The 12,301-nt window shown below is 70.9% G+C and carries 13 protein-coding genes; 8 read left to right on the top strand and 5 right to left on the bottom strand.

Going from position 1 to position 12,301, the window contains the following annotated elements; genetic code table 11:
• Window positions 1-138: 138 nt before the first annotated feature.
• The 7 genes from leuA (at window position 139) to LN042_RS28055 (ending at window position 6,776) form a co-directional block, all read left to right on the top strand.
• Window positions 139-1,920, top strand: coding sequence for a 2-isopropylmalate synthase (leuA, locus tag LN042_RS28085; protein ID WP_230054195.1), 1,782 nt, complete (start codon window positions 139-141; stop codon window positions 1,918-1,920).
• 231 nt (window positions 1,921-2,151) lie between these two features.
• A complete protein-coding gene (locus LN042_RS28080; protein WP_230054194.1) occupies window positions 2,152-2,823 on the top strand; it encodes a TerB family tellurite resistance protein in 672 nt (223 codons plus the stop codon).
• Between the two features lie 80 nt (window positions 2,824-2,903).
• Window positions 2,904-3,650 carry a DNA repair protein RecO gene (gene recO / locus LN042_RS28075; protein WP_230054193.1) on the top strand — a complete coding sequence of 249 codons (747 nt, stop codon included), beginning with the start codon at window positions 2,904-2,906 and terminating at the stop codon, window positions 3,648-3,650.
• Between the two features lie 2 nt (window positions 3,651-3,652).
• The gene (locus tag LN042_RS28070; RefSeq protein ID WP_230054192.1) at window positions 3,653-4,492 is read left to right on the top strand and encodes an isoprenyl transferase; all 840 of its coding nucleotides are present in this window, start codon (window positions 3,653-3,655) and stop codon (window positions 4,490-4,492) included.
• 116 nt (window positions 4,493-4,608) lie between these two features.
• Window positions 4,609-4,920 carry a type VII secretion target gene (locus tag LN042_RS28065; protein WP_230054191.1) on the top strand — a complete coding sequence of 104 codons (312 nt, stop codon included), beginning with the start codon at window positions 4,609-4,611 and terminating at the stop codon, window positions 4,918-4,920.
• Window positions 4,921-4,922: 2 nt separating this feature from the next.
• Complete coding sequence (locus LN042_RS28060) at window positions 4,923-6,095, top strand: WXG100 family type VII secretion target (protein WP_230054190.1); 1,173 nt, start codon at window positions 4,923-4,925, stop codon at window positions 6,093-6,095.
• Between the two features lie 60 nt (window positions 6,096-6,155).
• On the top strand, window positions 6,156-6,776 hold the full coding sequence (locus LN042_RS28055) for a hypothetical protein (protein ID WP_230054189.1): 621 nt from the start codon (window positions 6,156-6,158) through the stop codon (window positions 6,774-6,776).
• An 11-nt stretch (window positions 6,777-6,787) separates the two neighbouring features.
• Here LN042_RS28055 and LN042_RS28050 read toward each other — a convergent pair whose 3' ends face one another.
• The 4 genes from LN042_RS28050 to LN042_RS28035 are packed head-to-tail and all read right to left on the bottom strand — an operon-like array spanning window position 6,788 to window position 9,872.
• Window positions 6,788-7,210, bottom strand: a complete 423-nt coding sequence (locus tag LN042_RS28050; RefSeq protein ID WP_230054188.1) for a Fur family transcriptional regulator — start codon at window positions 7,208-7,210, stop codon at window positions 6,788-6,790.
• Between the two features lie 35 nt (window positions 7,211-7,245).
• Window positions 7,246-8,148, bottom strand: coding sequence for a metal ABC transporter permease (locus LN042_RS28045; protein WP_230054187.1), 903 nt, complete (start codon window positions 8,146-8,148; stop codon window positions 7,246-7,248).
• Window positions 8,145-8,915 carry a metal ABC transporter ATP-binding protein gene (locus tag LN042_RS28040; protein ID WP_230054186.1) on the bottom strand — a complete coding sequence of 257 codons (771 nt, stop codon included), beginning with the start codon at window positions 8,913-8,915 and terminating at the stop codon, window positions 8,145-8,147. Before LN042_RS28040 ends, LN042_RS28045 begins: the two co-directional genes overlap by 4 nt.
• A 12-nt stretch (window positions 8,916-8,927) precedes the next feature.
• Window positions 8,928-9,872: a metal ABC transporter substrate-binding protein gene (locus LN042_RS28035; protein ID WP_230054226.1), complete on the bottom strand. Its 945-nt coding sequence runs from the start codon at window positions 9,870-9,872 to the stop codon at window positions 8,928-8,930.
• Window positions 9,873-10,131: 259 nt separating this feature from the next.
• Between LN042_RS28035 and LN042_RS28030 the strand changes: the two genes are divergently transcribed.
• On the top strand, window positions 10,132-11,514 hold the full coding sequence (locus LN042_RS28030; protein ID WP_230054185.1) for a glycine--tRNA ligase: 1,383 nt from the start codon (window positions 10,132-10,134) through the stop codon (window positions 11,512-11,514).
• A 63-nt stretch (window positions 11,515-11,577) separates the two neighbouring features.
• Here LN042_RS28030 and ybiA read toward each other — a convergent pair whose 3' ends face one another.
• Window positions 11,578-12,156, bottom strand: coding sequence for a riboflavin biosynthesis intermediates N-glycosidase (gene ybiA, locus LN042_RS28025; RefSeq protein WP_230054184.1), 579 nt, complete (start codon window positions 12,154-12,156; stop codon window positions 11,578-11,580).
• Window positions 12,157-12,301 lie beyond the last annotated feature (145 nt).

Raw genomic sequence — 12,301 nt, 5'->3', positions numbered from 1 at the left:
GACCGTTCGGAGGCCGGCTCCCTCGCCGCGGGGTTCGTGCCTGCGCGCTCCGGTGACGTGTTGCGCTGGCACCAGTCGGCCCGTCGGGTGAGGTGTCCCCGACCAGCCACCATCCGAAGAGAAGCCGAGAGTCCCTCCATGACCGAGCAGTCCACTGCGGCCCGTGCCTTCGTCGAACGCCCGACCCCGATCACCGCGGCCTCCGTGCGCCAGCGGCCCTCCGGGATGCCCTTCCAGCGCTACCTGCCGTTCGGCACCGTCGACCTGCCGGACCGCGGCTGGCCCAACCAGGTGATCACCAAGGCGCCGCGCTGGCTCTCCACCGACCTGCGGGACGGCAACCAGGCGCTGATCGACCCGATGTCGCCGGCCCGCAAGCGCAAGATGTTCGACCTGCTGGTGTCGATGGGCTACAAGGAGATCGAGGTCGGCTTCCCGGCCTCCGGGGCCACCGACTTCGAGTTCGTCCGGTCGCTGATCGAGCAGGACGCGATCCCCGAGGACGTCACGGTCTCGGTGCTGACCCAGGCCCGCGAGGACCTGATCGAGCGCACCGTGGAGTCGCTGGTCGGCGCCCCGCGCGCCACCGTCCACCTGTACAACGCGACTTCGCCGATCTTCCGCCGGGTGGTCTTCAAGGGCAGCCGGGAGGACGTCAAGGCGATCGCCGTGGACGGCACCCGGCTGGTGATGGAGTACGCCGAGAAGCTGCTGGGCGAGGAGACCGTCTTCGGCTACCAGTACTCGCCGGAGATCTTCATCGACACCGAGCTGGACTTCGCGCTGGAGGTCTGCGAGGCGGTGATGGACGTCTGGCAGCCCGCCGAGGACCGCGAGATCATCCTCAACCTGCCGACCACGGTGGAGCGTTGCACGCCGAACGTGTACGCGGACATGATCGAGTGGATGTCCCGCAACCTGACCCGCCGTCAGTTCATCGCGCTCTCCACCCACCCGCACAACGACCGCGGCACCGGCGTGGCCTCCGCCGAGCTGGCCGTGATGGCCGGGGCCGACCGGGTCGAGGGCTGCCTGTTCGGGCAGGGCGAGCGGACCGGCAACCTGGACCTGGTGAACGTCGGGATGAACCTGTTCTCGCAGGGCGTCGACCCGATGATCGACTTCTCGAACATCGACGAGGTCCGGCGCACCTACGAGTACTGCAACCAGATGAACGTCCCGGAGCGCCACCCCTACGCCGGTGACCTGGTCTACACCTCGTTCTCCGGCTCGCACCAGGACGCCATCAAGAAGGGCTTCGACGCCCTGGAGGCGGACGCGGCGGCGGCCGGCGTGCCGGTCGACCAGTACACCTGGGGCGTGCCGTACCTGCCGATCGACCCCAAGGACGTGGGCCGCAGCTACGAGGCGGTCATCCGGGTCAACTCGCAGTCCGGCAAGGGCGGTATCGCCTACGTCCTGAAGAACGACCACAAGCTGGACCTGCCGCGCCGGATGCAGATCGAGTTCTCGAAGATCATCCAGGCCAAGACCGACGCCGAGGGCGGCGAGGTCACCCCGGCGGACATCTGGGCGGTCTTCCAGGACGAGTACCTGCCCACCCCGGAGAACCCGTGGGGCCGGATCACCCTGCGCGAGCAGCAGGCGCTGACCACCGACGACGGGCGCGACGCGCTGACCGTGGCGGTGCTGGTGGACGGCGCCCAGGCCGAGCTGACCGGTTCCGGCAACGGTCCGGTCTCCGCCTTCACCGACGCGCTGGCCGGGATCGGCGTGGACGTGCGCGTGCTGGACTACGCCGAGCACGCGCTGAGCGAGGGCGGTGACGCCCAGGCCGCCGCGTACGTGGAGTGCGCGGTGGACGGGCGGGTGCTGTGGGGCGTGGGCATCGACGGCAACACCGTGCGCGCGTCGCTGAAGGCCATCGTCAGCGCCGTCAACCGCACCTCGCGCCGGTAACCCGCGGCCGGCTCTCCCAGCCGGGGCCCAGCAAGGTCCAGGTGTGGCCCAGGAAGTGTGTCCTGGGCCACACTTTTTTGCTTCGGCGCCCGTTGGGGGTGCTGACACCCGCAGGCAACCGTGGCACCATCGGTGGACCGGAAACGGGGGTCGGTGGGACGGGCCCGGAGCCGGTCGCGAGACCTGCCCGTCGTCGTGCAGGCCGCCTGCCAAGTCTGGGGAGTTGGCGCCGTGACACGGTTGTGGGGTGTTCGCCCGAAGTGGCGCACGGATGTGCTCGGTGAATTCTTCTGCCCGGGCTGCGGTGGCGACCGCAACTACCGTCGGCAGCACGGTCGGCGTTGGCTGCGGCTGCTGGAGCTCCCGGTGCTGCCGCTGGGCGGCGTGCTGACCGCCGTGCAGTGCGTCAACTGCCAAGGCAGGTACGGGCTGGAGAGCCTGGAGCAGCCCACCTCCGGGCGACTGGGCGGGATGCTCAGGGACGCCCAGTACACCATCGCGCTGGCCGTGCTGGCCGCCGGCGGGGCCGGCTCGGCGGCGGCCCGCACCGAGGCCTGCGAACTGGTCCGGCTGGCGGGCTTCGAGGACTGCGGCGAGGCCCAGGTGCTGGCCGCGCTGGCGGCGCTCTCCGGGTACGGGGAGCCGGGCTTCTCGGCGGTGTCCGGGACCGGGCCGGGCAGCGGGCTGGAGGTCGAACTGCGAGTCGCCCTGGAGGCGCTCGCCCCGCACCTGGCCCAGCAGGGCCGTGAGCGGCTGGTGCTGCAGGGAGCCTGGATCGCGCTGGCCGACGGCCGCTACCAGCCCGCCGAGCGGGCCGTGCTGGCCGCCGTGGGCAGCTGCCTGCGGCTCCCCGAGGACGTCGTCACCCGGCTGCTGGAGGCGGCCACCAGCACCCCGCACTGACCTGGGGCCGGGTCGTGGGCGGGCGGCTCACGCCCCCGCCGCGCGCCCGGGAGCCGCGCGCGGTGGGGGAGAATGGGCGCATGAGTCTGATCCGCGACGACGGCGTCGTGCTCCGCGCCCAGAAGCTCGGCGAGGCCGACCGGATCATCACGCTGCTGACCCGCCAGCACGGCAAGGTCCGCGCGGTGGCCCGCGGTGTCCGCAAGACCAAGTCCAAGTTCGGGGCCCGGCTGGAGCCGTTCTCCCACGTGGACGTGCAGTTCTTCAGCCGGGGCAGCGAACTGGTCGGCCGCTCGCTGCCGCTCTGCACCCAGGTGGAGACCATCGCGCCGTACGGCGGCGGCATCGTCGGCGACTACGGCCGCTACACCGCGGGCACCGCCATGCTGGAGACGGCGGAACGTTTCGCCGAGAACGAGGGCGAGCCCGCCGTCCAGCAGTACCTGCTGCTGGTCGGCGCCCTGCGCACGCTGGCCGCCGGCACCCATGAGTCGCACCTGGTGCTGGACGCCTTCCTGCTGCGGTCGCTCGCGGTCAACGGCTACGGCGCCAGCTTCGACGACTGCGCCAAGTGCGGTCTCGAAGGACCGAACCGGTTCTTCTCGCTGCAGGCCGGCGGCGTGCTGTGCGCGGACTGCCGGGTGCCGGGATGTGCCGTACCCTCCCCTGAGACACTGGTTCTGCTCGGCGCCCTGCTGTCCGGAGACTGGCAGACCGCGGACGCCTGCGAGCCCCGGTACTGGCGGGAAGGAAGCGGCTTGGTCGCCGCCTACCTCCAGTGGCACCTGGAGCGGGGCATCCGCTCGATGAGATACGTGGAGAAGTGAGCATGGCAGCGCGACGGCTCTTCGGCGCCAACAAGCAGCGCGAACACCGCGCCCCGGACCCGCACCCGAGCGGTGCACAGCCGCCGAAGATCCCCGGGGAGCTCGTCCCCAAGCACGTCGCCATCGTGATGGACGGCAACGGCCGCTGGGCCAAGGAGCGCGGCCTGCCCCGCACCGAGGGCCACAAGGTCGGCGAGAGCGTGGTGCTCGACGTCATGAAGGGCGCCATCGAGCTGGGCGTCGAGAACATCTCGCTCTACGCCTTCTCCACCGAGAACTGGAAGCGCTCCCCCGACGAGGTGAAGTTCCTGATGAACTTCAACCGGGACGTGATCCGCCGCCGCCGCGACGAGCTGGACGCCATGGGCGTGCGGATCCGCTGGGCCGGCCGGATGCCCAAGCTCTGGAAGAGCGTGGTCCAGGAGCTCAAGGTGGCCGAGGAGCAGACCAAGGGCAACGACGTGGTCACCCTCTACATGTGCGTCAACTACGGCGGACGCGCCGAGGTGGCCGACGCCGCCGCCGCGATCGCCGCCGACGTGGCGGCCGGCAAGCTCGACCCGAAGAAGGTCAACGAGAAGACCCTCGGCAAGTACATGTACCACCCGGACATGCCGGACGTGGACCTGTTCCTGCGCCCCAGCGGCGAGCAGCGCACCTCCAACTTCTGGCTCTGGCAGTCCGCCTACGCCGAATTCGTGTTCCAGGACGTGCTCTGGCCCGACTTCGACCGCCGCGACCTCTGGCGCGCCTGCGAGCAGTACGCGATGCGCGACCGGCGCTTCGGCGGCGCCCTCCCCAACGAGGTCACCGCTCCCGCCGAACTCCCCGCACAGCGCTGACGCTTTCTTCACACTCGGCCCGGAACTGTCTTGGTTCCGGGCCGAGTTGTCTTTCCGTCGGCAGCCTGGAGTACGGTCTTCCGCAATAACCGTACGCAACAACGGGGGAGCGGAACATGGTTGCCGACCACTTCCACATAGAGCCGGCCAAGGTCACCGCGGTGAGCGCCGACTTCAGCAGCAGCGCCAAGACCATGGACGGGCAGTTGACCACCTTCGCGACCGACGCGGAGAACGTCAACGACGCCTTCGGGGTGCTTGCCGAGTCCACCGAGGCACTGGGGAAGTACGTGCAGATGACCCAGGCCACGGTCACCAGCCTGCGTCAGCTGCAGACCCAACTGCAGGGCTATTCGGCCGGGTTGGCGGCCACGGTGAAGGCCTACAAGGACGCCGACCACGACAACGCCCAGAACCTGGCGGTCTGACCATGGCCCAGAACCCGGACAGCGGCCAGACCCAGACCCAGACACCGCCGCCACCGAAGATCGAGAAGAGCTTCGACATCTTCAGCCCCGGCGGCGACCCGTCCGTGCTGCGCAACTGCGCCCACGCCTGGCGCGGCATGGCCGGCGACCTCAAGGGCACCAGGGACGGCCTGGACAAGGAGGTCAGCGGCCTCGGCGACGCCTGGACCGGCGCCGCGGCCACCGCCTTCCACCAGCACTGGCAGGACACCCGGGGCCAGATCGACGCGGCCCTGCCCAACTTCGAGACGGTCGCGCAGCAGTTGGAGAAGGCCGCCGACTCGATCGAGGAGGTCAACAACCAGATCCGGGAGATCGTCGCGGAGATCGCGGCGACCGCCGCGATCGGCATCGGCCTGTCCATCGTCACCGCCGGCTTCTCCGACGCGGCCGCCGCGGCCTCGGCCTCCGTCGAGGCGGGCGAGGCGAGCGCGGCGGTGGCCCGGCTGGCCTCGATCCTGAAGGACATCACCGAGGTCCTGGAGGGCATCAAGAAGGCGATGGAGGACAGCAAACTCCTCAAGTTCGGCATCAAGTTCGCCGGCAACTTCGGTGCCAATCTGGGCGGCAACGTCCTCGGCCAGGCGCTGGCCGGCCAGCAGATCACCTGGGGCACCGACATCCAGAACGCGGGGGTGTCGGCGCTCGTGGGGACGGGCCTGTCGGATCTGGGCTCGGCGGCCGCGCCGAAGGTCGCCCAGGCGCTCACCAGCTCCGGGGCACACGCGACCCAGTGGGCCGGCAAGGACGTGATCGACGGGATGCTCAAGGGTGACGGCCTGCTCGGTGGGATGGTCAACAACTCCGTCACCAGCGCGGCAGGCACCGCGGCGGCGGACGGCGTGAACGCGGCCGAGGACCCCGGCAGCGTCAGCAGCTTCTGGGAGGACGTGGCTTTCTCGGGACTCGGCGGTGCGGCGGGCGGCGCCGCGGTGCACAACGGCCGGAAGATCTACAGCGGCTCCGGCAAACACCGGGACGCCGGCGACCCGATCCTGGGCGACGCCCTGACCAACGCGGGCGCCTACGGCCTGGCCGGTGCCACCGAGAACGACGACACCGGTGAACCCGCACCGCAGGTGCCGTTCGACAAGGGATCGCCGCTGGTCGACCCCAAGGGCGCCTACCACAAGTGACCTAGGCTCGGGCGGGGCCGCGCACGACCGGCGACCCCGCCGCCCCAAGGAGCGTCAGTAGTGTTCGAAGTCCGCAAGAGCATCAAGCGGTTCCGCGAGGATCCGGCCTGGGAGTACCACCGGCGCCCGGATGCCGCGTGGACCCGGTTCGACCGACACGGCTACCCGTTCACGTTGGAGAGCGGGCGCAGTCATGTGCTCGATCTGCTGTGCGGGACGGCCGCCGGGTATCCGGTGGCTCTGATGCACATGGTCGTGCCGCCGGCCGGGGCGAACCGCGGTGGCACCCTCTACGACTTCTCGGCGGCGGTGCTGGAGCTGCCGTTCTCGCTGCCCGACACGGCGGTGACCCCCCGCCGGTTGGCGGGTACGTGGAGCATCCACAAGCGGGACCCGTACTCCCGCGGCGCCGGTCCTGTCGACCCGTTGCCCAACGGGGGCGGGCACGCCGGGGTCAGCAGGGCCAGCGCCGACCCGGAGTTCGGCGCGGCGCTGCTCACCGACGAGGTGCTGCGGCTGACGCTGGAGGCCGACTGCGGCTGGCGGCTGGCGGGCCGGCACCTGATCGGCTGGACGGACAAGCGCCGCACCTACGAGTACTTGATCACCATGGCCGAGCGGCTGGCGGTGATCGTCGCGGCCTTCCCGCCCGCCGTCCGGCAGTGGCAGCGCCCGGTGTAGCGCCGGCCGCCCTAGCCCTGGGCCCGCTGCTTGGCCGCGCAGTCGGCGCAGGTGCCGAAGATCTCCAGGGTGTGCGCGATGTCGCTGAAGCCGTGCTCCGCGGCGACGGAGGTGGCCCAGCGCTCCACGGCCGGGCCCTCAACCTCGACGGTGCTGCCGCAGTGGCGGCAGACCAGGTGGTGGTGGTGACCGCTGCTGCACCGGCGGTAGACCGCCTCGCCGTCGGCCGTGCGCAGCACGTCGACCTCACCGGCGTCGGCGAGCGACTGCAGGGTGCGGTAGACGGTGGTCAGGCCCACCGAGTCGCCCCGGTGCTTGAGCAGGTCGTGCAGTTCCTGCGCGCTGCGGAAGTCCTCGAGCTCGTCCAGCGCGGCGGAGACCGCGGCGCGCTGACGAGTGGAACGGGCGCGTGGCGACGGGCCTGCGGTGGTCACCGGTGCTCCTCCTGGGCTTCGGGGCGGGTCACACTTCATTGTGCCAGCCCCGCGCCCGCGGTCCGTTGCCGCGAGGCGGCCTCCGGCTCCCGTTGCTGCGGCAGTCCGCGCCGCCGGTGCCGTCGACGGGCCAGCGGCGCGGCCAGCGCGCTGAACACCGCGAAGACGGCGATGGCGAGCAGCACGATCGCCGACCCTGGCGGCACGTCAGCCTGATAGGAGGTCACCACGCCACCGAGCGAGACCAGCACCCCGATGGTGATGGACAGCGCCTGGGTGGCCCGGAACGAGCGGGTGAGCAGCTGGGCCGCCGCCACCGGCACCACCATCAGCGCGCTCACCAGCAGCAGCCCGACCACCCGCATCGCCACCGTCACGGTGACCGCGGCCATCACCGCGAGCAGCAGGTTGAGCAGCCGCACCGGCACCCCGGTGACCTTGGCGAACTCCTCGTCCTGGCAGACCGCGAAGAGCTGGCGCCGCAGGCCGAGCGTGACCGCGATGACCACCGCGCCGAGCACCGCGATGGTGACCAGGTCGCCGGCGTCCACGGCCAGGATCGATCCCCAGAGGTAGCTGTCCAGGCTGCCGCCGGTGCCGCTGGCGGCCGGTGACTTGCTGATCAGCAGCCGGCCGCAGGCCATGCCGCCGTAGAAGAGCATCGCCAGGGCGATGTCGCCGCGCTGGTTGCCGCGCGAGCGGACCAGCTCCATGATCACCGCGGCCAGCACGCAGACCAGCACGGCCATCCAGACCGGGCTGGTCTGGAACACCAGCCCGAGGCCGACACCGGTGAGCGCGACGTGCCCGATGCCGTCGCCCATCAGTGCCTGGCGCCGCTGCACCAGGTAGATGCCGACGGCGGGGGCGGTGATGCCGACCAGCAGGGCGGCGAGCAGCGCCCGCTGCATGAAGTCGTAGGAGAGCAGGTCGCTCATGTCAGCAGCCCCTGACGGATCTCGGTGTGGTGGTGGTCCTGGTGGTGGTCGTCGTCGTGCCCGTGACCGGTGCGGGCCGGCGGGCCGTCCTGCACCACCAGGCCGTCGCGCAGCAGCACGGCGCGGTCGATCAGCGGTTCCAGCGGCCCGAGCTCGTGCAGCACCAGCAGCACCGCGGCGCCGCGCTCGACCTGCTCGCGCAGGGTGTCGGCGAGCACCTGCTGGCTGGCCAGGTCCACCCCGGCCATCGGCTCGTCCATGATCAGCAGTTCCGGGGAGCCGACCAGCGCACGGGCGATCAGCACCCGCTGCTGCTGGCCGCCGGAGAGGTCGGCGACCCCGTCGCCGGCGCGCTCCAGCATGCCGACGGCGGCCAGTGCGGCGTCCACCGCGTTCCGGTCCCTGCGGCGGAACGGCAGCAGCCGGTGCTGGGCCAGCCGCCCGGTGGCGACCACCTCGCGCACGGTCGCGGGGACCCCGCCGGCCGCGGTGGTGCGCTGCGGCACGTAGCCGATCCGGTGCCACTCGCGGAACCTGCCGCCGGGCACGCCGAACAGCTCGCGTTCACCGCCGGTCAGCGGCACGCTGCCGATCACCGTCTTCACGGTGGTGGACTTGCCGGAGCCGTTGGCGCCGAGCAGTGCCACCACCTCGCCGGGGGCGACGGTCAGGTCGATGCCGCGCAGCACCGGGCGGCCGCCCTGGGCGGCCTGGGCGGAGCGGAGTCGGACGGCGGCCGGTATCGAGTCGTGGGGCGCGGAGTCCATGGTGGGTTCCCGTCAGCTCGCGCAGCCGAGAGCGTCCCGCAGGTTGCTCAGGTTCTGCTGCATGATCGTGAGGTAGGTGTCCGAGGAGCCGGTCCTGACGCCCTCGATGGGGTCGAGCACGGCCGTCTTCAGGTTGAGGTCCTTGGCGACGCTGTCGGCCAGCTTCGGGCTGACCAGGGCTTCGAAGAAGACGGTGGTCACGCCGCTGTCCTTGGCCGTCCGCTGGATCTGGGCGAGCCGGGCCGGGGTGGGCTCGGACTCCGGGTCGACCCCGTTGATCGCGATCTGCTGCAGGCCGTAGTGGTCGGCGAGGTAGCCGAAGGCGGCGTGGCTGGTCACGAAGGACTTGCGGGTGCAGCTCTTGAGGCCGGTCTGGTAGCCCTGGTCCAGGGCGCCGAGCTCGGTGACCAGGGCGTCGGTGTTCTTCCGGTACTCGGCGGCGTTCGCCGGGTCGGCCTTGGCCAGCTCCGCGCCGACGCCCTTGGCGACGGTGGCGTAGCGGGTCGGGTCGAGCCAGATGTGCGGGTCGCCGGTGTTGCCCTTGGCCCGGCTGCCGCCGTCGGTGCCCTCGTCCAGGTTGTGGTCGACCAGCGGGGAGAGTGCGGCGGCGTCCACGATGTGCTTGCTCTTGGACTCCGCGACGGCCTTGTCCACGGTGGGTTGCAGGCCCTTGAGGTAGAGCACGGCGCCGGCGTCCTGCACGGCGCCGACCTGCTTGGCGGTCAGCTCCAGGTCGTGCGGCTCGGTGCCGGGGGCGGTGAGGTCGGTGACCTTGACGTGGTCGCCGCCGATCCGCTCCGCCAGGTACTGCAGCGGGTAGAACGCCGCGACGACGTTCACCTTGCCGTCGGCGGTCCGGGCGCCGGCACTGCCGCCGCAGGCGGAGAGCGCCAGCGCACCGGCAACGACGAGCGCGGTCAGGGCGATCGGGGCGGTGCGTGTGCGGCGACGGGACATCATGACAATCATTCTCATATTAACTGGAAATGATTGTCAACTCGCCGGAGGGGGGTGGACGGAGGCCCCGGGACGGGCGGGGGCACCCCGAGCGCTCGCCGGCCACTCCCGGGAGTCCACGCGAGCCCGCGCGCGCCGGTAATCGATTTGAGCCGCCCGGCCGCGTGCCCGGTAACCTGAGGTATTCGGGTGCGCGCAACCAGCCGCGCCTTGACCGGGCCGTCGCGCGGGAGCGCGGCGACGTATTGAAGAGAGCACTGTGGCCGCCGACAAGATCGACACGATCGTCAGCCTGAGCAAGCGCCGTGGCTTCGTCTACCCCTGCAGCGAGATCTACGGCGGTACCAAGGCCGCCTGGGACTACGGACCGCTGGGCGTCGAGCTCAAGGAGAACATCAAGCGCCAGTGGTGGCGTGCGATGGTGCAGGCTCGCGAGGACGTGGTCGGACTCGACTCGTCGGTGATCCTGGCCCGCGAGGTCTGGGAGGCCTCGGGTCACGTCCAGACCTTCACCGACCCGCTGACCGAGTGCACCTCCTGCCACAAGCGGTTCCGTGCGGACCACCTGGAGGAGGCCTACGAGGCCAAGCACGGCAAGCTGCCCGCCAACGGCCTGGCCGACATCAACTGCCCCAACTGCGGCACCAAGGGCGCCTTCACGGAGCCCAAGGAGTTCTCGGGCATGCTGAAGACCCAGCTCGGCCCGGTCGAGGACAGCGCCGGCCTGGCCTACCTGCGCCCGGAGACCGCGCAGGGCATCTTCACCAACTTCAAGGCCGTCCAGACCACCTCGCGCAAGAAGCCGCCGTTCGGCATCGCCCAGGTCGGCAAGAGCTTCCGCAACGAGATCACGCCGGGCAACTTCATCTTCCGCACCCGCGAGTTCGAGCAGATGGAGATGGAGTTCTTCGTCAAGCCGGGCGAGGACGAGAAGTGGCACGAGTACTGGCTCGACCAGCGCTACAACTGGTACCGCGACCTCGGCCTGCGCGAGGAGAACATGCGGTTCTACGAGCACCCGAAGGAGAAGCTCTCCCACTACGCCAAGCGCACGGTGGACATCGAGTACCGCTTCAACTTCGGTGGTAGCGAGTTCTCCGAGCTGGAGGGCGTCGCCAACCGCACCGACTACGACCTGGGCGTGCACAGCGAGCACTCCGGCGTGGACCTCAAGTACTTCGACCAGGAGTCCGGCGAGCGGTACTTCCCGTACGTCATCGAGCCGGCAGCCGGCCTCAACCGCGCCATGCTGGCCTTCCTGCTCGACGCCTACTTCGAGGACGAGGCGCCCAACGCCAAGGGCGTCATGGAGAAGCGCGTCGGCATGCGGCTCGACCCGCGCCTGGCCCCGGTCAAGGTGGCGGTGCTGCCGCTGTCCCGCAACGCCGACCTCTCGCCGAAGGCCCGCGGCCTGGCCGACGACCTGCGCAAGGCCTGGAACGTCGAGTTCGACGACGCCGGCGCGATCGGCAAGCGCTACCGCCGCCAGGACGAGATCGGCACCCCGTTCTGCGTCACCGTCGACTTCGACACCCTGGACGACAACGCGGTCACCATCCGCGAGCGCGACACCATGGCCCAGGAGCGCGTCTCGCTGGACCAGGTCAAGTCGTACCTCGCGGCGCGCCTGATCGGCTGCTGACGCACCGTCGTACGAAAGGAGCGGGCCCCTTCCACGCGGAAGGGGCCCGCTCCTTCGTGCGTCTCACGCCAGCCGCTTGCGCGCCTCCATCAGCGCGAACCCGAGGAGGTTGAGCCCGAGCCAGCGCGCCGGATCCGCAGCCCGCTCGTCGTCGGCGGCCAACCCGATGCCCCACACCCGGTCCACTGGACTGGCCTCCACCAGCACCCGGCCGCCGGTGGTGAGCAGGTACTCGCGCAGCGCCGGATCCTGCCCGAACTTGGCCACATTGCCCGCCGTCACCAGCTCGAACCGTGCCTCGGCCCACCGTTCCTCGGTGAATCCCCGCACCTGCCGCCCCAGCTTCTTCGCCTCGGCGGGCGTCCGTGCCGCCAGGATCCGCGGTACCAGCGCCTCGTCGCCGAACAGCCGCGCCTTGCTCGCCATCATCCAGTGCTCGGCGGTGGCGTACCGCACCCCGTCGATCTCGAACGCCGACGGCCACCACTGACTCAGCGCCCCGGGCCCGATGCTGCCGTCGCGCTGAGGCCGATGCCCCCAGAAGAACAGGTACTTGGGCCGCACACCGGTGGTGGTGCGGGACAGGAGGTCGGCGACCGAGCGGGACTGGGAGGGGTGGGCCGGCTGGGCTGGCTGGTTCATGGGGTGATCGTCGCAGTTGGGTGCGACAAGGGCGAGGGCATTTCACCTCCCCCTATTTCACGTCCCCCTGGCCGGCGGAGGCCATCCGCGCCGAACCCGGGGTCGATGTGGTGGGCAGCCGGCGGAGGCCACCGCGACCCCCGCG

The sequence above is a fragment of the Kitasatospora humi genome (assembly GCF_020907985.1).
Lineage (GTDB): Bacteria > Actinomycetota > Actinomycetes > Streptomycetales > Streptomycetaceae > Kitasatospora > Kitasatospora humi.
The sequence above is the reverse complement of the archived record's forward strand: the minus strand, read 5'-3'. Positions and strand labels throughout refer to the sequence as shown.